The sequence below is a fragment of the Rickettsia endosymbiont of Hedychridium roseum genome, from assembly GCF_964028255.1.
GTDB classification, from domain to species: domain Bacteria; phylum Pseudomonadota; class Alphaproteobacteria; order Rickettsiales; family Rickettsiaceae; genus Rickettsia; species Rickettsia asembonensis.
This window is the reverse complement of sequence record NZ_OZ034753.1, coordinates 211,827-229,045: the sequence shown is the minus strand read 5'-3', so window position 1 is coordinate 229,045 and position 17,219 is coordinate 211,827. Positions and strand designations below refer to the sequence as shown.

The following is a 17,219-nucleotide window of genomic DNA, read 5'->3' as shown; positions in this document are numbered from 1 at the left end:
GGTCTGGATACCGATGTCATTCCTGCGAAAGCAGGAATCCAGCATAAAGCGAGATAAATCGAGCTTTTAATTTCAAAAATTTTCTGTATGTATACTTTTTTTCTGGATTCCCGCTTTTAGCTAAGAATGACATCAAGACCATATAACAAACCGCAGGAATGACACAATGATACTTAAAGATATAAACAAAACCGCTTTTTCTAGGCAAAATCTATAAATTTTTGCATAAACAAATTGATTTGCTACGAATAATAGAGTATATAGTATAGACATAATTAATTCTCGGGGCGTAGCGCAGCCTGGTAGCGCATCTGGTTTGGGACCAGAGGGTCGGGAGTTCGAATCTCTCCGCCCCGACCATAAAAACATAAATTATAATGTCAAAAGACGACCTCATTCAGTTTACAGGTACAGTACTTGAACTTTTACCTAATGCTACTTTTAGAGTAAAGCTTGAGAATGATCATGTAATTATTGCTCATACTTCCGGTAGGATGCGTAAAAATCGTATCAGAATATTACTAGGAGATAAAGTTACGATAGAAATGACTCCTTATGATTTAACTAAGGGGCGTGTGATTCATCGTCACTAGTCTTTATAAGTATGAAGCAGAACAAAAAAAAACTACCGATTATATTAGCATCAAGCTCTCCTGCAAGAATTGAGTTACTAAACAGAATCAAAATTATCCCTTCACAAATTATTCCGGCAGATATAGATGAAACACCTAATTTGCGTGAATTACCCGCTCCCTTAGCCATAAGGCTTGCTTACGAAAAAGCTATAAAAGTTGCATCTCAAATAGAGGAATCCGCTATAATTATAGCTGCCGATACCGTAGCGGCAGTAGGTAGAAGAATATTGCCGAAAGCTACTACTTATGAAGAAGTCAAGAATTGTATTAAGATGTTATCCGGACGTCGTCATCGCGTCTATACCGGTTTATGTATTATCAAAAAAGAGAATGATCAGCTTACAGTTAGACAAAAAATAGTTCAGACTATTGTTAAGTTCAAAAAATTAAGTGATGAAGAGATTAATTTTTATTGTTCTTTGGATGAGGGAACAAATAAAGCCGGCGGATGTAAAATTTCCGGTTATGCAGAAGCTTTTATCTCATTTATTTCCGGCTCATATTCAAATGTTATGGGATTACCTTTATTTGAAACGGTAAATGCTCTAACTTCTTTAGGTTTTAAGGTATATTAATATTGTAGTGTTGCCTCTGTAAAGATTGATCTCGTTACATGGATCGTTTATGTCATTCCCGCATAGGCGGGAATCCAGTAAAACACATAAAAAATAAGTTTTTTTATGTGTTTATTTTGTCAAATATGTAACTTCTATATCAATATTGAAGTTATTTTTCTGGATCCCCGCCGTTGCTAGGATGACATTGAGTAGGTTTTTCGAGCCATACACATCAATTACAATTTTAATTCCCAGGTTCATCCAAATGACTTCTCTCATAATTTTCATGACGCTCTTGAGCTTCAATACATAATGCAGCAATAGGTCGTGCTTCTAATCTTTTTATACCTATTGGGTCGCCTGTTTCTTCACAGTAACCGTATTCCCCATTTTTAATACGTGATAATGCTTCTTCTATTTTACTCATTAATTTACAATATCTATTTCTACTACGAAGCTCAAAAGCTCTTTCTGTTTCATGAGTAGCACAATCGTTAAGATCGGATTCTTTTAAATTTTCTTCCTTTAAATGATTTAAAGTCTCTTGAGATTCCTTTAATAAATCCTCTTTCCATCTTAAAAGTTTTTGTCTAAAATATTCTAGGTGATTAGGACACATATATTCTTCATCTTTAGAAGGTTTATATCCCCTAGGTAATTTAGGTGTTTCTAGCATATTAATATCTCAATATTAGCTTTAGTATATTATGTTTATAAGGTTTTTAAAATAATATAATATATAACTTAAAATTAACGCAAGAAGATTATGAATATTAATATATTTTATTTTTTAATTGGATATGCAGTAGTATATACAGCCTCTAAATGCTTTATACTTGTTTTAGTATAGTTTTGTGTAGTAGATAGACTTTTATGACCTAATAGCTCTTGAATAGAGCGTAAATCTGCACCATGCTCAAACAAATGTGAAGCAAAACTATGTCTAAATGAATGGGCAGTTAAATGCTGCGGTAAACCATAAAAATGCTTTAATTTAATTAATTCACGATTAAATACCGGTGGCTGCAATTTCTTACCCTGCTTTCCTCTAAATATTGGTTCATTATCACCTAGCTTATACGGCAATATTTCTAAATATTGGGTAATTAAATTTTTAGCAATCGGTAACCACGGAATTATTCTTTCTTTACTACCTTTACCTATTATTCTTATAAATTCTAGATTTTGTAGATGAAGTTTCGTAATTGATAATGCCTCCGATATACGTAGACCTGAAGCATATATAAGAACAAGTAGGGCTTTATTTCTAAGCTCTACCCACTTAACATTCCCGTATTCTTCAATATGTTCAAGTGATATTACTACATCATCCTCCGATAAAGCTTTTGGTAATAATTTAGTTTTTTTAGGAGATTTTATAGAAAAAATTATATGACTATTTAATTGTGTTGTTTTCTCTAAAAACCTATAAAAATTTTTTACTGCAGATAAACCACGTGAAATTGAAGAAGTGGTAAAATTATCACAGTTACGTTTTGCAAGCCAACTTCGGATTAATCTTATATCTGCGGTTTTAATATGATTTATCGTTACAAGCTCTGAATTATAATAATTCATAAACTCAAGGAAATGCTTAAGGTCATTATTATAAGAAATTACTGTATGATTAGAGTAATTTCTTTGCAAAACGAGGTATTTTTGCCACTTATCTATTAATTCTTGAATTGATGTATCTAACATTTATAAAAACTTAACTATTTTTAATATTATTCTTAATGCTAACAATTATTGACTCATAATTTTATAAATGTTAGCATGAATTGAGGGTTTATGTTTACATATACGTAACCTATAAAACACAAAAAATTTTTTAAGTAAAAAATTTAATTTATTTTAGGAGAATGAATAATGTTAAATAATACACAATTTTTAGATTTAATGAAATCCTATATGAATCCGGAATTTTATATGAGTTCTATGAAAAATATCCCTAGTGTAGATCTTTCATCTATCACAAATACAATGCAAAGAGCTATGAATATTCTTTTAACAACTAATCAAATTGCTACAGAAAGCATGCAATCTTTGCTTAAGAAAAATTCCGAGATTATACAAAATAATGTTAATACTATTTTGAATACTACTAAAGAAGCAGCAAATTCTAAAGATTTCAAACAAGCTAGTGAATGTCATCAAAAATGTTTAAAATCTATTTATGAAACATCTATGGATAATGCTAAGGAATTAGCAAGTATTGCTTATGAGTCTTCAAACAAAATATTAGAAGCCGCAAATAAGCATATTGCCGAAAATGTTCATCATGCTTCTAATAATATGCAAAATATGGCAGAACAAGTACAAAAAAACTTTAATAAGAAATCTGCGTAATTTTTAACTATTTTTTTTATGTCATTCATGCGAAAGCAGCAATCCATAATAAAGCGAGATAAATCGAACTTTTAATTTCAAAAATTTGCTGTATTTATACTTTTTTCTGGATTCCCGCTTTCGCGGGAATGACATAAAGAGCATTTACTGGTCCACGCAACAATGTCACGCGGGAATGACATAAAGGAGACATATGGCTGCTCGCAATGACGGCTCGGTATCGCACGCAATAACGGCTTTCCCCTCAATTACTCGCTTTCCTGTTTAACCAATTTTGTAAATAAGACTCTGCTAATTCCTGATCTTCTATAATAATTACATTTTCAGCATTACGTTTATCAGCAGCAGCCGTGAAATTAAACGAACCGGTTATTACTTTCTTTTTATCAATAATTATAACTTTATTATGAGCGATTCCCGGTACTTTATCTATACCCACATCAATTTTTGCTCGTTGTAATTCATGCAATTTAGAAAATTTTTGCTTAAGATTACTACGATCAAGCAATATTCTAACTTTTACTCCTCGCATCTGTGCATTAATAAGTGCAGTAGTAATTAACGCATCACTCATACCATATGCTTGCATATAAATAGATTCTTCAGCTCTATCTATCTGATTTGCTATAAACTTAGTACAACCGGCAGGAGGAGTAAAACATGTACTAACTTTACTTCTTGAAAGCTCTGAAATATTGTAATGCTTTATTTTCGGTGCAGATGAAGCTAATGATTTTTGATTTATTAGATTAGTAAAATAATCCGGATTTTGTCCATAAATACCTAAAGCAACTCCCAAGATAAAGACAATAGATATTTCTATAAATTTATTATTTTTTCTCTTCATGACTTATTTATATTTTAGGCGTTGTGTGTGGTTTTATGTCATTCCCGCGTGGATCAATTTTACCTCTGTTCATCCCGCGACTTGATCGCGGGATCCAGTTAAAAATACTAAAATTATTAGTATTTTTTATTGTTTTTATGGATACCGTGGTCAAGCCACGGTATGACATCGAGTGCTTTTTTCTATCCATGCGGGAATGACATAGAAGTAACAACACCTATCTTCTTACATAACTGCCTGGAGCCTCTTCAATAGCCTCTAGATTCTGATAATCTAAAGAATCTACTAGCTTATTATCATTATTTTTTATAAGCCAATCAAGCCAATAGTTCCACCATGAGCCTTCATATTCCGTAGCTTTCATAAGCCACTCATGACTACTTAAACTTAAGTCATCGTTAAGCCGATAATTATATTTAGCAATCGCAGGAGGATTAACTACACCTGCTACATGCCCTGAATCCGTGAGACAAAAAATCTTATGTCCGTTTAATAATTTTACTCCATCATATATTGAACGCCATGGAGCTATATGATCTTCTTTTGCGGCTACGAAAAAAGTGTTGCAATCAACTTTTCCAAGATCTATTTTTGTTCCGAGTAGCTCTAAATTATTAGACTCTTTTAGCAAGTTATTACAATATGTATTTTGTAAATATTCCTCATACATTTTTGCCGGCAAGTTAGTAGAATCCGCATTCCAATATAGCAAATCAAAAGGCATAGGTTTTTTACCAAGCAAATAATTATTGACAAAAAACGTCCAAATTAGATCATTTGCCCTTAGCAAACTAAAACTATTTGATAAATATTGTCCGTCAAAATAGCCCTTTAGCTTTATATCTTCTTTAATGTAATTAATCGTAGCTTCATTAAAAAATATTCCAAGCTCGCCCGGGTGAGTATAATCAAGCAAAGTAGTAAAGAAAGTGCTACTGTGAACAGAATCTATTTTTTTTACTTTAAAGTAGGCGATAATTATAGCAAGGAACGTACCACCCATGCAATATCCGACAAAATCAATTTTTTTAAAACCAAGGTTTCTCACATACTCAAAAGGTGCTAAAATACCGTCTTTTAAGTAATCCTCGAAGCCTTTTTCCGATAGAGAAATATCAGGGTTAACCCATGAAATAAGAAAAACTTGAAAATTATTTTCTACCAAAAAAGATACTAGAGAATTATGCGGAGATAAATCGAGTATATAATATTTATTTATACATAATGGTATGGACCTACCCTATATACGGAATCGATAAAAAATGTTATCGTTCTAGAGTAGGAAATTAATCCTAGACAACAATAAGGAGGTCCACAAATGGAAGTTAGCACAATTGGCATAGACATTGCAAAAAGAATTTTCCAAATTCATGGAGTAGATAAAAACGGGAAGACAGTATTAAAGAAAAAATTAATGAGGGATCAAGTATTAGGTTTTATGGTTAATCTGCCAAAATGTTTAGTAGGTATAGAAGCTTGTGGCGGGGCTAGTTATTGGGCAAGGGAGATAGTAAAATTAGGGCATGAAGTTAGGTTAATAGCACCGCAATTTGTAAAACCATATGTAAAAACTAATAAAAACGATCAAGCTGACGCAGAAGCAATTTGTGAAGCAGTGACAAGACCAAATATGAGATTTGTACCAATCAAGAGTATAGAGCAACAAGATATTTTTATCAATTCATCGGGTGAGAGCTAGATTAGTAAAAAACCGTACTGCACTAGCCAATGAGATTAGAGGCTTGTTGCATGAATTTGGTTTAATCATTCCCCAAGGGATAAATAAAGTTATCAGTACATTAACAGAGATTTTAGATAGTGGAGCTTTAAGCCAACTTAGCTATCAAACGTTTAGCGAGTTGAAAGAAGAATTTATAGATAATAATAAAAAAATAACAGAGTTAGAAAAACGATTAAAAATAATAGCTGGTGAATTGGATAAATACAAACAATTAACAGTTATACCTGGTATAGGTTTAATTACCGCTACGGCATTAATAGCAGTGATAGGTAATGCTAAATATTTTGAAAACGGCAGACAATTCAGCATGGCTTGGCTTGGTACCAAGACAGTATTCAAGCGGAGGTAAAGAAAAATTATTAGGTATTAGTAAGAGAGGTGATATTTACTTACGTACTTTATTAATTCAAGGAGCAAGGGCGGTTCTAAATGCTAAGCGAAGAGTTACAACTGAAGTACAAAAGACTAATAAAGATTTTAGTAAATTTACTGACTGGATGTTTAATTTATTAGAACGACGTGGACATAATAGAACTACTGTTGCAGTAGCAAATAAACTGGCACGGGTAGTATTTGCAGTATTACACACCGGTAATGATTATGATGAAACTAAAGTTTGTAGCTAATAAATTAATAATGCTTAGTTAAATATTAATAACGAATATAGGATAATATAGAGATTCTAACCTTGAATATGCGTGAGACGATAATATTGATGGTAAATAAGACAAACCTTAACCTACAAAAAAACTGAGGGCATCCAAGGCTCTAATGAAGTCGACAAGATGATAAGTTAAAAGTTTGTAGGTAGCGGATTCCATCAGGGCTATAGGGTTATTGATTTACTAGCTATAAGCCGGATACATGGCTGCATTTGATTTTTTTACTATATTATTTTTTTCTTGCATTGCGGGATAGGTCCATACATGGATACACGCTAAAGACGGGGTTTAAGCTGCAAGGCTCTGGATATATAAGTGTGTAATTCTAAAATAGGCATTAAATTCGCCCCTCAAATTTTATCAAAAAGTGAGCCATGGCCTCTCCCCAATTTTGGATAGGCATATTCCATTTTCGTGCAATATAGTCAATTGTCAAGTACAAAGTCTTAAATATAGAGTCGTCGTTAGGAAAACCCCTTTTGTTATTAGTAACCTTGCGTAATTGACTATTTAAACCTTCGATTGCATTGGTTGTATAAATGATACGCCTAATCACTTCTGGGTATTGTAAAAAAATTATCAAATTCTGCCAATTATTTTGCCATGATTTTGCAATATGTGGGTACTGTTTGCCCCATTTCATATCAAAATCAGATAAGGCAGTAAGTGCTTCATCCTCAGTGATAGAGCTGTATACTAGCTTCAAATCTGCTGCAAGTTCTTTACGGTCTTTATAGCTTACATATGACAAACTATTTCTGATTTGATGTACAATGCACAGCTGATGCTCAGTTTGTGGATATACTGCAGATATCGCCTCACTCATGCCCGTTAGATTATCGCTACAAGCAATTAAGATATCTTTTAATCCCCTGTCTTTCATTTCAGTAAAATTATTTAACCAAAATTTAGCTCCCTCATTCTCGCTAATACACAAGCCTAAAATATCTTTCCTTCCGGTTAAATCTACACCTAAAGCTACATATACTGCCTTATTGATAATTCTCTTATCTTGACGTACTTTAACTATAAGTGCATCAAAATATACTATAGCATATATGGCTTCCAGAGGCCTATTCTGCCAACTCCTGACCTCATCCATAACATTATCGGTAACCCGACTAATAAGGCTTTCACTGTTCTCTGCACCATATAGCTTATGAATCTGAATCTTAATGTCAGAGAGGCTCATCCCTTTAGCATATAAGGATAATATCTTCTGATCTAATCCATCAATCCTAGTCTGACGCTTTGGCACTAGTACAGGAGAAAATTCAGCATTTCTATCACGTGGTACTTCAAGTTCCAATACTCCACCTTCAGTAATTAGGCTTTTTTTGCATACACCATTTCTACTATTGTCAGTCTCTATCCTGCCATATTTGTTATAGACAAGATGCTCATCCATCTCAGCTTTTAAGGCTCTTTCAAATATATTTTTAGTTAACTGCTTTAATATCCCGTCTTTGGCAAAAAAACTCGTTAAATCAGTATCTTTATCTATTAGCAAATCTACTGCTTGTTTTATCTTCTCTTGGTTACTGTTACTCATGTTATTCCTGATAAATTATATTATTGTTAATATAACCTATCCTAGAAATTTACACACTTAGTGAGACAGCACCGATTCCTGCTTTGGTTTTAGCAATAGGGATATGTCTCTCTTTAATTCTAGCAGACTTACCGCTTCTATTTCTTAAATAATAAAGTTTAGCACGACGAACTACCCCGTATTTTACTACATCAATAGAGTGTACTATCGGCGAGTAAGTCATAAAGCGTCTTTCGACACCTTCACCATGGCTAATTTTACGTACTAAGAAAGATGAAGTAATACCACGATTTCTTTTTGCGATAACTACACCTTCATAAGCTTGAAATCTTTCCGTTAATTTTTCCTTACCGTCTTTCTCAATCGATCTATCAATAATTTTAACAGTTACCTTAACTGTATCGCCGGCTTCAAAATCAGGAATTTTTTTATTTGCAGTAAGCTTTGAAATATTTTCCTGTTCAAAGCGGTCAATAATATTCATTTTTTTAACTCCTTAACTCTATAAATCTTTAAGTAACTCCGGACGGCGTAATTTAGTAATCATACGTGATTGCTCTTTTTTCCACTCATTAATTAGACTGTGGTTACCGGATAATAAAACACTCGGTACAGCTCGATCACGCCAAATTTCAGGTCTTGTATATAGACAGCATTCAAGCCCGCCCTTAAATTCCCCGTCTTCTTCAAAAGACTCGGAAGATAAGGTATTTTGGTTCATTAAAACACCTGGCAGTAGTCTAATTAAGCAATCGAGAATGGCAAGGGTAGGTATTTCTCCGCCGGATAAAATGTAGTCGCCTACACTAATTTCTTTAACATTATACTCTTCAATTACACGTTCGTCAATCCCTTCGTAACGTCCACATAAGAATATAAGGTTTTTATTTTTTAACATCTCCTTAGCAAAGCTTTGAGTAAAGACTCTACCGCGAGGTGAAGGATAGTAAATTTCAGCATTAGGATTTAAAGAAAGGGCATGATCTATACTACTGCCTAAAACATCAGGACGCATTATAAGCCCGTCACCACCGCCGTAAGCTTCATCATCGACATTTTTATGCTTAGTTAGACCGAAATCCCGAATATTGATAATATCATATGACCAAATATTTTTATGCAGTGCTTGCCCTGCTAAAGAATACCTCAGAGTACCAGGAAACATTTCAGGAAAAACTGTTAAGATTGTAGCGTGAAGTATAGACATACCTTAAAAATAGTAGCCAGTACCAATTAATGCAATAAAATTATAATTTAATTATTTACCCCACCCACCTGTCCTATAATCTTCTTTTCTTTGTTTTTTAGCAGCAGCTGTTGCACCACTCCTAAATGCTTCAGCTTTTTGTTGATTCGTTTTATAAGCTTGATCACTTTGAAATTTTTGAAATTCTGCTTTCTTAGTAGCTTCTATATAACGACTTTTTATTTTCTCTAAGCGTCTCATAGCATCTTTATCTAAACTAATACCTGCTTCTTTTGCTTGCTGCTCTATTTTTAATGCTGTCTTATAACCTGCTGCTGCGTTTTTAGCTATAACTTGCTTCTGCATAAAATTCACTCTAGAATCTTTCTTCATTGCATCATTATATATGGATTTATCTTATTATTTTTAATATCCTTTATTTGTTTTTCTGCTTTCTTTTTATCAAAATCTTCCGGCATAACTTCCCTCAAAATTTAAGTTAAAAATATATCTATAGTTGCATATATTTTATTTCAAAAAAAGTTAATAAAGAAAAATAGAGGTAGAAGTAATTAAAAATTAACCAATTTGTGTTATAAAAACTTCATCACTTCTTCAGCGATGATTAGCTCTTCGTTTGTCGGCACAGCAAAAACTTTAACCTTACTATCAGATGTACTTATTAGATGCTCGTTTTTTTGGTTTTTTGTATCATCTATTTTAATGCCTAGCCATAAAAGTTTTTCGGTAATCATTTCACGTATTACAGGGGAATTCTGTCCGACACCGGCAGTAAAAATTAGACAATCAAGCCCCTCAAGGGCAGCAGTTAACTTACCTATTTCAAGTACAATGCGATACACGAATAAATCTATAGCAAATTTAGCATCAGGTGAGTTACTGGCAAGCAAAGTACGCATATCAGAGCTCTCACCGGACATACCGAGTAACCCTGATTTCTTATATAGTAACTCAGTTACTTCTTTCGTAGTCATTTTCTCATGGTCGATAAGATATAACACTACTCCAGGATCAAGGTTACCTGTCCTTGTACCCATCATAACACCGTCAAGTACGCTAAAGCCCATGGAACTTGTTAGACTAAGACCATTTTTAATAGCACATAGACTACTACCGCTTCCTAAGTGAGCTATAATAGTCTTTGTAGATAAATCTTCCTTTGTCATTTCTTTAAAATGGCTGCTAACATATTTATATGATAACCCATGAAAACCGTAACGAATTATCCCTTTATCATAATATTTTTTCGGTAAACCGAAAGCTTTTGTAATAGGCGGATTGGTAAAATGAAACGACGTATCAAAACATGCTATATGCGAGATTTCTTTATATTTTTGAAGAAATAAATCCAGTACCTGCAAATTATAAGGTTGAGGCAAAGGGCTTATAGGTATTAATACTCTCAAATCTTCACTAACTTTTTCATTAACAATAACCGGTTTATTAAAATTTTTTCCGCCATGGACAATACGGTGACCGGTTGCAATTAAATTGAGATTCTCTTGTTTTTTCCACCAATCTTCAAAAAGATCAATCATCATTTCAATAGCATCATCTTTAATATCGGTAGCAGCTTCCTGTTTTTTATTTATATGAAATAATATTTTATTGTCGTTCTTTTCTAAAAAAATATTATAAATTTTATCCTTAACTTTTTTATTCTGAATTTCAAAAATAGAAATTTTTAAACTAGATGAGCCGGCATTAGCTATTAAAATAACATCTTTCATATTATTTACCTGCTTGGATATGTAGCTTTGCCTTAGTGTGATTATAGATAAATGAAGCAAGTACACAGGAAATAACCCGCATATCCATAGGATCGGCTCTAATTGTTAAAATAATAGGCACACGGGCTCCAAGAACGATACCCGCCATAACCGCTTGACCCAAATATTTTAGCTGCTTTGCAAGCATATTGCCTGATTCAAGATCAGGTACTACTAATATATCGGCATTTCCTGAAACCGAAGAACTAATGCCTTTTGCTTCTGCAGCAAATAAAGATATAGCATTATCAAACGCAAGCGGCCCATCAACTATAGCATTCGTAATTTGCCCTCGATCTGCCATTTTCGATAAAGCGGCTGCGTCAAGAGTTGTAGGGATTGCGGAGGTTACCGTCTCAACTGCTGATAATACCGCAACTCTAACCTGCTTGTCTTCTTTAATCATATGCATTAAATCAATAGCATTCTGCACTATATCACGCTTATCTTCTAGAGTAGGACGAATATTAATAGCAGCATCAGTAATAATAAAAGGCTTTGGGAACGTTGCAACTGCCATTAAAAAAGCATGGCTTATACGGCGTTCGGTACGTAGTCCATTCTCCTTATGAACTACTGCAGACATAAGCTCATCAGTATGAAGCGACCCTTTCATAATAGCCGCAACTTCTCTTTTCTTCGCAAGCTCTACGGCTTTTTTTGCTGCTTCGTGGCTATGCTCAACGTTAATTACTTGATAATCCTCAAGATCAACATTATTAACTTTTGCTACTGATTCAATTTTATGTTGCGGACCAATCAAGACCGGTTTTATTACATTAAATTGTGCCGCTCTAACTGCACCGAGTAATGATTCTTTATCGATTGGATGAACTACTGCAGTTTTAACAGGCTTAAAGCCGTCGGCTCTAAGTAATAGATGATGAAATGCTTTGCTGCTTCATCAAAGTCAGGATCGTTAATTTCTTTTGGAGGAGTATAAGTAGTACCTAATTTCTTAGCTAGAATTGCATCTAAAAAAGTCTCGTTTATTATATGTTGTTTCTTCATAAACCCCTTAATAAATTAATCACTAACTTAATTAGATAATATATAAGTTAATTAATAAAGGGAAAACTAGTTATTGTTTTTAGTGGGAATTTCTTAAGTGCCATTAACGCAACAGTGTATATACTCGATGTCAACCTGTGGCTTGTCCTCTAGTAGCGGACAATTTTTACTTTATGTCATTCTCGCTAAGGATTGTTGCGTGGAACGAAAAATCCGTTCGGTGTCATACCGTGGCTTGACCACGGTATCCAAAAAACAATAAAAATACTAATAATTTTAGTATTTTTAATTGGATCCCGCGAACAAGTCGCGGGATGACAAGAGGCTAAATTGATCCACGCAACAACGCCTTCCCGCGAAAGCAGGAATACAGCATAAAGCGAGCTTTTAATTTTAAAAATTTGCTATATTGATATTTTTATGCTGGATTGTATCTTGAAGCAAGTATTGAAAAGAGTATAGAGTAGAAAATAATGAGTGATACCGTTTAACTGGATGGATCATAAAAGATCGAAGGAATCTAGGTACACACCTCATAATCTACAAAGTGTTGTAGTACGAACGGTAGGATGGTCCTGAAGAGATCGAATTTATAATCCTGTAATCGCACTTTGAACAACGTTAACAAGGTATCAGAAATGACAGAAGAAAACAAGTTATTTATAGGTATAGATGTATCAAAAGCAACATTAGATATATCTATGAATAAAAAACATTATAAAATTAAAAATACAGATGAAGCAATAACTGATTTTATAAAATCAGTTATTGCTTCTAATAAAATTAAGCTTTGTGTATTAGAATCGACGGGAGGTTATGAGCGTCTTGTAATGAAGAAGCTTCAAGAGTGGGATATTGCGGTACATAGAACACACCCAAATAAGGTATATGCTTTTGCTAAAGCTAGTAACCATTTTGCAAAGACTGATAAATTAGATGCAATATTACTAGAGAAATACGCTATTTTTGTTTCTAATGAAGAAAAAGGCGATGCTCTGGATATATAAGTGTGTAAATTCTAAAATAGGCATTAAATTCGCCCCTCAAATTTTATCAAAAAGTGAGCCATGGCCTCTCCCCAATTTTGGATAGGCATATTTCATTTTCGCGTAATATAGTCAATTGTCAAGTACAAAGTCTTAAATACAGAGTCGTCGTTAGGAAAACCCCTTTTGTTATTAGTAACCTTGCGTAATTGACTATTTAAACCTTCGATTGCATTGGTTGTATAAATGATACGCCTAATCACTTCTGGGTATTGTAAAAAAATTATCAAATTCTGCCAATTATTTTGCCATGATTTTGCAATATGTGGGTACTGTTTGCCCCATTTCATATCAAAATCAGATAAGGCAGTAGTGCTTCATCCTCAGTGATAGAGCTGTATACTAGCTTCAAATCTGCTGCAAGTTCTTTACGATCTTTATAGCTTACATATGACAAACTATTTCTGATTTGATGTACAATGCACAGCTAATGCTCAGTTTGTGGATATACTGCAGATATCGCCTCACTCATGCCCGTTAGATTATCGCTACAAGCAATTAAGATATCTTTTAATCCCCTGTCTTTCATTTCAGTAAAATTATTTAACCAAAATTTAGCTCCCTCATTCTCGCTAATACACAAGCCTAAAATATCTTTCCTTCCGGTTAAATCTACACCTAAAGCTACATATACTGCCTTATTGATAATTCTCTTATCTTGACGTACTTTAACCATAAGTGCATCAAAATATACTATAGCATATATGGCTTCCAGAGGCCTATTCTGCCAACTCCTGACCTCATCCATAACATTATCGGTAACCCGACTAATAAGGCTTTCACTGTTCTCTGCACCATATAGCTCATGAATCTGAATCTTAATGTCAGAGAGGCTCATCCCTTTAGCATATAAGGATAATATCTTCTGATCTAATCCATCAATCCTAGTCTGACGCTTTGGCACTAGTACAGGAGAAAATTCAGCATTTCTATCACGTGGTACTTCAAGTTCCAATACTCCACCTTCAGTAATTAGGCTTTTTTTGCATACACCATTTCTACTATTGTTAGTCTCTATCCTGCCATATTTGTTATAGACAAGATGCTCATCCATCTCAGCTTTTAAGGCTCTTTCAAATATATTTTTAGTTAACTGCTTTAATATCCCGTCTTTGGCAAAAAAACTCGTTAAATCAGTATCTTTATCTATTAGCAAATCTACTGCTTGTTTTATCTTCTCTTGGTTACTGTTACTCATGTTATTCCTGATAAATTATATTATTGTTAATATAACCTATCCTAGAAATTTACACACTTAGTGAGACAGCACCGAAAAAATTCTAGCTAATTTGAACCATCACATTTAAGGTTTAAAATTTTAATACTATTCGGATGATCAGCTCCGAATTTTTCTATCTGATTATTACGGAATTTTTCATACCAAAATTTCTTAGGTAAAGTGCAACTAGCTTTAGCGGCTGCAAGATACATATTACTTATTTCATACACATTTTTCATATTTTCTTTATAGTTATTCCAATATATATTTTCAGCAGTAGCATAAGCATCTACCGCCCCCTCATTTTGATTAAGTAACACTAGTGCATTCCCTTCAGCAACGAACGTTTTTGCCAAATCTATATCTGGTGATATAATAACCTCTTTATTAGGTCTAGTTGGATCATTAAAGAAAATTGCTTTAGCTTTTTTGGCATATTCTAGAGCTTCGGTAACATCACCGAGTCCTAGCTTTGCTCTTGATTTTTGGATAAAAATTCGTCCAAATACTTGATTTTCCTCTTTTTTACTCGATTTATTCATATCATATACTTGTTCTAATAAAGAAAGAACTTCCTGATGTTTCTTAAGATTATTTAATACATCTACTTTAATGAGATATGAACCGGTAAGAAATAAATCTTGAGGTTTCATGCCGTTTTCAATACAAGCATTTATAGTATCGTCAATTCTTCTTAATGCTTCATAATTTTTACCTTGGATATTAAATAATTTAGCTTTTGCATAATATATAGTTGCTATATCAGTTTGATCTACCAGATTTTGATCGAACATAGCTTCCATAATTTCTGCCTCCTCTAGATTTCCTAGCTGAATATTGGATATGGCCGAACCGAAAACTACATTACATTTTATGGAATCATATCCTTTTACTTCATCAAATACCTGGTTAGCTTTCGTATCATATTCAATTGCTTTTTTAGGATTCGACCAAGTTCTATAATACCACCCTATGCGTCCTAAATATGCAGCATAAGCAAATTTTTCTTCATTATTCATTGTCCATAATTTAAATTTACCTTTTTGATCGTTTTTATCAAACCAATTTACTAATTTTTTTGAGTTATATAAATCGGAAGAATTAGCATATTGTATTAATAAATTTAATTTTAACTCTAAAATTTTATATATTGGTATATCATATTTTTCTGCATTTTTTGTAATTATCTCAATATTATCCGATATAGTTTTAGCATTTCTAAAAATACGCCCCTTTACTAAACTTTTAGGTATAGAATTTAAAAGATTAGTAACACTAAGTTCTAGATATTCTTTATTTCCTTTATCTCCATTTATTTGTAATATTTTTTCAGCTATAACATCATGCATTTCAAATATCGGATTAACTTCATTAGGTTCAATATTAGAGATCAAAGCAAATTTAGAAAGCTGATAAATATCATCGTCTAGACTATGCTTATCTTCAGTAATAGAATTTAATAATTCTTTTGAAAAACTTTCAAGATTATTAAGCAATGCTATCCCATATAGTAATCTTTTAGCACTAGGCTTTAATTCATTGCTAACAAAAGTTTTATATTTAGCTCTATTTTATCCTTAGAGGCTTTTATCTTTTTCTTATATTCCTCTAAGTTCAAACCTTGTACTTGATTTAATATTTGTGCTCCTTGAACTACGAGAATCGGATATCCTCCAAATTCTTGAGTCAAAAAATTTATTAATTCCGGATTTTTATTTTCCAATATATTTTTTGCAAGTAATGCAGTTTCCGACTTAGTGAAAGCATTTGCTTTGATTATATTAGATAATAATTCATCATCTTGAGAACAAACTATAATATTACCGTTATATTCCCAATTAATAAAATCCTCTATTTTCTTATTCTCGCCTATTTTTAAATTATCAAACACCAACAACCATTTATCTTTACTTGCTAGATAAGCTATTAAATCTTTCCTCATCACTGCCATATCTTCTGAAATCACCGGTGATTTTACCTCGGTATTAATAGCTTTAGATAATTTGAGTAACTGCTGCTCTATATTTAGATTACAATCAATAAACCAAATTATGTTATAGTTTTCTTTATTTTCATAAGCGTACATCCTAGCAAGCTGCGTTTTACCCATACCGCTTACCCCTACTATACTAGATTGCTTGTATTTATTAAGATTTTCTTTTAGCTTTTCCAATTGCGATACATGATTTATAAAATAGCTAACCGGTACAACTAAATTAGATATTTGACTTTGAGCAAATATACTTCCGCTTATTAGAAGCATAATAATCCCTAATATATATTTTTTCATAATATTTATTAATTTTAAATTTTTAGCTGTAAAGCTAGATATATTTTCGACTAGAAGTCAATAAAAATTTGAGGTTAATGAAGATATTGCACTGGGTAGAAAAGTAGGTGATGTCATTCTCGCATAGGCGAGGCATTGTTGCATGGCTCAATTTCACTCTTGTCATCCCGCGACTTGATCGCGGGATCCAGCTTAAAATACTAAATTATTAATATTTTTTATTGTTTTTATGGATCCCGTGGTCAAGCCACGGGGTGACACAGTGGGTTTTACGGTCCACGCAACAATACCTCCTCGCAATGACGACTCAGTATTCATGAAACAAGACCTGTAG

The 17,219-nt window shown here is 33.0% G+C and carries 16 protein-coding genes, 1 tRNA gene and 7 pseudogenes; 8 read left to right on the top strand and 16 right to left on the bottom strand.

The window, feature by feature from the left end:
- Positions 1-16 precede the first annotated feature (16 nt).
- The gene (locus AC5587_RS01345; RefSeq protein WP_499162606.1) at positions 17-208 is read right to left on the bottom strand and encodes a hypothetical protein; all 192 of its coding nucleotides are present in this window, start codon (positions 206-208) and stop codon (positions 17-19) included.
- A gap of 75 nt (positions 209-283) precedes the next feature.
- Here AC5587_RS01345 and AC5587_RS01340 point away from each other — a divergent pair.
- The 3 genes from AC5587_RS01340 to AC5587_RS01330 all read left to right on the top strand — a co-directional run bounded on the left by AC5587_RS01340 (position 284) and on the right by AC5587_RS01330 (position 1,210).
- A tRNA-Pro gene (locus AC5587_RS01340) sits at positions 284-360 on the top strand.
- Between the two features lie 17 nt (positions 361-377).
- The gene (infA, locus tag AC5587_RS01335; RefSeq protein WP_499162605.1) at positions 378-593 is read left to right on the top strand and encodes a translation initiation factor IF-1; all 216 of its coding nucleotides are present in this window, start codon (positions 378-380) and stop codon (positions 591-593) included.
- A gap of 11 nt (positions 594-604) precedes the next feature.
- Positions 605-1,210 (top strand): Maf family protein, encoded by a 606-nt coding sequence (locus AC5587_RS01330; protein WP_499162604.1) that lies wholly within the window; start codon positions 605-607, stop codon positions 1,208-1,210.
- Positions 1,211-1,436: 226 nt separating this feature from the next.
- Here AC5587_RS01330 and dksA read toward each other — a convergent pair whose 3' ends face one another.
- Together dksA and AC5587_RS01320 are read right to left on the bottom strand one after the other, a co-directional pair.
- Positions 1,437-1,868, bottom strand: a complete 432-nt coding sequence (gene dksA, locus AC5587_RS01325) for an RNA polymerase-binding protein DksA (protein WP_499162603.1) — start codon at positions 1,866-1,868, stop codon at positions 1,437-1,439.
- A 107-nt stretch (positions 1,869-1,975) separates the two neighbouring features.
- Positions 1,976-2,893, bottom strand: coding sequence for a tyrosine recombinase XerC (locus tag AC5587_RS01320; RefSeq protein ID WP_499162602.1), 918 nt, complete (start codon positions 2,891-2,893; stop codon positions 1,976-1,978).
- 168 nt (positions 2,894-3,061) lie between these two features.
- Between AC5587_RS01320 and AC5587_RS01315 the strand changes: the two genes are divergently transcribed.
- On the top strand, positions 3,062-3,541 hold the full coding sequence (locus tag AC5587_RS01315; RefSeq protein WP_499162601.1) for a phasin family protein: 480 nt from the start codon (positions 3,062-3,064) through the stop codon (positions 3,539-3,541).
- Between the two features lie 244 nt (positions 3,542-3,785).
- On the opposite strand, the gene pld is transcribed toward AC5587_RS01315, so the two are convergent.
- The 3 genes and pseudogenes from pld to AC5587_RS01300 all read right to left on the bottom strand — a co-directional run.
- Positions 3,786-4,388: a phospholipase D gene (pld, locus tag AC5587_RS01310; RefSeq protein ID WP_410527812.1), complete on the bottom strand. Its 603-nt coding sequence runs from the start codon at positions 4,386-4,388 to the stop codon at positions 3,786-3,788.
- Positions 4,389-4,395: 7 nt separating this feature from the next.
- Positions 4,396-4,605: a hypothetical protein gene (locus AC5587_RS01305; RefSeq protein WP_499162600.1), complete on the bottom strand. Its 210-nt coding sequence runs from the start codon at positions 4,603-4,605 to the stop codon at positions 4,396-4,398.
- A 276-nt stretch (positions 4,606-4,881) separates the two neighbouring features.
- Positions 4,882-5,592 (bottom strand): annotated as a pseudogene (locus AC5587_RS01300) (PHA/PHB synthase family protein); the annotation flags it as partial.
- A 114-nt stretch (positions 5,593-5,706) separates the two neighbouring features.
- Between AC5587_RS01300 and AC5587_RS01295 the strand changes: the two are divergent.
- Together AC5587_RS01295 and AC5587_RS01290 are read left to right on the top strand one after the other, a co-directional pair.
- A pseudogene (locus tag AC5587_RS01295) lies at positions 5,707-6,157 on the top strand (IS110 family RNA-guided transposase); the annotation flags it as partial.
- A gap of 234 nt (positions 6,158-6,391) precedes the next feature.
- Positions 6,392-6,755: pseudogene (locus AC5587_RS01290) on the top strand (transposase).
- Positions 6,756-7,128: 373 nt separating this feature from the next.
- On the opposite strand, the gene AC5587_RS01285 reads toward AC5587_RS01290, so the two are convergent.
- The 6 genes and pseudogenes from AC5587_RS01285 to AC5587_RS01260 all read right to left on the bottom strand — a co-directional run bounded on the left by AC5587_RS01285 (position 7,129) and on the right by AC5587_RS01260 (position 12,330).
- A complete protein-coding gene (locus tag AC5587_RS01285) occupies positions 7,129-8,343 on the bottom strand; it encodes an IS256 family transposase (protein ID WP_499162599.1) in 1,215 nt (404 codons plus the stop codon).
- A 49-nt stretch (positions 8,344-8,392) separates the two neighbouring features.
- Positions 8,393-8,827, bottom strand: coding sequence for a 50S ribosomal protein L19 (rplS, locus tag AC5587_RS01280; RefSeq protein WP_499162598.1), 435 nt, complete (start codon positions 8,825-8,827; stop codon positions 8,393-8,395).
- Positions 8,828-8,845: 18 nt separating this feature from the next.
- Complete coding sequence (gene trmD, locus AC5587_RS01275) at positions 8,846-9,550, bottom strand: tRNA (guanosine(37)-N1)-methyltransferase TrmD (protein WP_499162597.1); 705 nt, start codon at positions 9,548-9,550, stop codon at positions 8,846-8,848.
- A gap of 51 nt (positions 9,551-9,601) precedes the next feature.
- Positions 9,602-9,895, bottom strand: a complete 294-nt coding sequence (locus tag AC5587_RS01270) for a hypothetical protein (RefSeq protein WP_499162968.1) — start codon at positions 9,893-9,895, stop codon at positions 9,602-9,604.
- Positions 9,896-10,122: 227 nt separating this feature from the next.
- A complete protein-coding gene (locus AC5587_RS01265) occupies positions 10,123-11,280 on the bottom strand; it encodes an acetate/propionate family kinase (RefSeq protein ID WP_499162596.1) in 1,158 nt (385 codons plus the stop codon).
- A 1-nt stretch (position 11,281) separates the two neighbouring features.
- A pseudogene (locus tag AC5587_RS01260) lies at positions 11,282-12,330 on the bottom strand (phosphate acetyltransferase).
- A gap of 195 nt (positions 12,331-12,525) precedes the next feature.
- Between AC5587_RS01260 and AC5587_RS01255 the strand changes: the two are divergent.
- Both AC5587_RS01255 and AC5587_RS01250 read left to right on the top strand, forming a co-directional pair.
- Positions 12,526-12,681: pseudogene (locus AC5587_RS01255) on the top strand (MFS transporter); the annotation flags it as partial.
- 287 nt (positions 12,682-12,968) lie between these two features.
- Positions 12,969-13,322 (top strand): annotated as a pseudogene (locus tag AC5587_RS01250) (IS110 family transposase); the annotation flags it as partial.
- 38 nt (positions 13,323-13,360) lie between these two features.
- On the opposite strand, the pseudogene AC5587_RS01245 reads toward AC5587_RS01250, so the two are convergent.
- From AC5587_RS01245 to AC5587_RS01230, 4 genes and pseudogenes are all read right to left on the bottom strand, one after another.
- Positions 13,361-14,574 (bottom strand): annotated as a pseudogene (locus AC5587_RS01245) (IS256 family transposase).
- An 86-nt stretch (positions 14,575-14,660) separates the two neighbouring features.
- Positions 14,661-16,091 (bottom strand): tetratricopeptide repeat protein, encoded by a 1,431-nt coding sequence (locus AC5587_RS01240; protein WP_499163049.1) that lies wholly within the window; start codon positions 16,089-16,091, stop codon positions 14,661-14,663.
- Positions 16,092-16,126: 35 nt separating this feature from the next.
- Positions 16,127-16,858: an NB-ARC domain-containing protein gene (locus AC5587_RS01235; RefSeq protein WP_499162595.1), complete on the bottom strand. Its 732-nt coding sequence runs from the start codon at positions 16,856-16,858 to the stop codon at positions 16,127-16,129.
- 219 nt (positions 16,859-17,077) lie between these two features.
- Positions 17,078-17,203, bottom strand: coding sequence for a hypothetical protein (locus AC5587_RS01230; RefSeq protein WP_410526804.1), 126 nt, complete (start codon positions 17,201-17,203; stop codon positions 17,078-17,080).
- Positions 17,204-17,219: the final 16 nt, after the last annotated feature.

Coding starts and splice junctions, on each gene's coding strand:
- infA (WP_499162605.1), top strand. CDS start 378: ATGTCAAAAGACGACCTCATTCAGTTTACAGGTACAGTACTTGAACTT.
- AC5587_RS01330 (WP_499162604.1), top strand. CDS start 605: ATGAAGCAGAACAAAAAAAAACTACCGATTATATTAGCATCAAGCTCT.
- dksA (WP_499162603.1), bottom strand. CDS start 1,868: ATGCTAGAAACACCTAAATTACCTAGGGGATATAAACCTTCTAAAGAT.
- AC5587_RS01320 (WP_499162602.1), bottom strand. CDS start 2,893: ATGTTAGATACATCAATTCAAGAATTAATAGATAAGTGGCAAAAATAC.
- AC5587_RS01315 (WP_499162601.1), top strand. CDS start 3,062: ATGTTAAATAATACACAATTTTTAGATTTAATGAAATCCTATATGAAT.
- pld (WP_410527812.1), bottom strand. CDS start 4,388: ATGAAGAGAAAAAATAATAAATTTATAGAAATATCTATTGTCTTTATC.
- AC5587_RS01285 (WP_499162599.1), bottom strand. CDS start 8,343: ATGAGTAACAGTAACCAAGAGAAGATAAAACAAGCAGTAGATTTGCTA.
- rplS (WP_499162598.1), bottom strand. CDS start 8,827: ATGAATATTATTGACCGCTTTGAACAGGAAAATATTTCAAAGCTTACT.
- trmD (WP_499162597.1), bottom strand. CDS start 9,550: ATGTCTATACTTCACGCTACAATCTTAACAGTTTTTCCTGAAATGTTT.
- AC5587_RS01270 (WP_499162968.1), bottom strand. CDS start 9,895: ATGCAGAAGCAAGTTATAGCTAAAAACGCAGCAGCAGGTTATAAGACA.
- AC5587_RS01265 (WP_499162596.1), bottom strand. CDS start 11,280: ATGAAAGATGTTATTTTAATAGCTAATGCCGGCTCATCTAGTTTAAAA.
- AC5587_RS01235 (WP_499162595.1), bottom strand. CDS start 16,858: ATGCTTCTAATAAGCGGAAGTATATTTGCTCAAAGTCAAATATCTAAT.
- AC5587_RS01230 (WP_410526804.1), bottom strand. CDS start 17,203: ATGAATACTGAGTCGTCATTGCGAGGAGGTATTGTTGCGTGGACCGTA.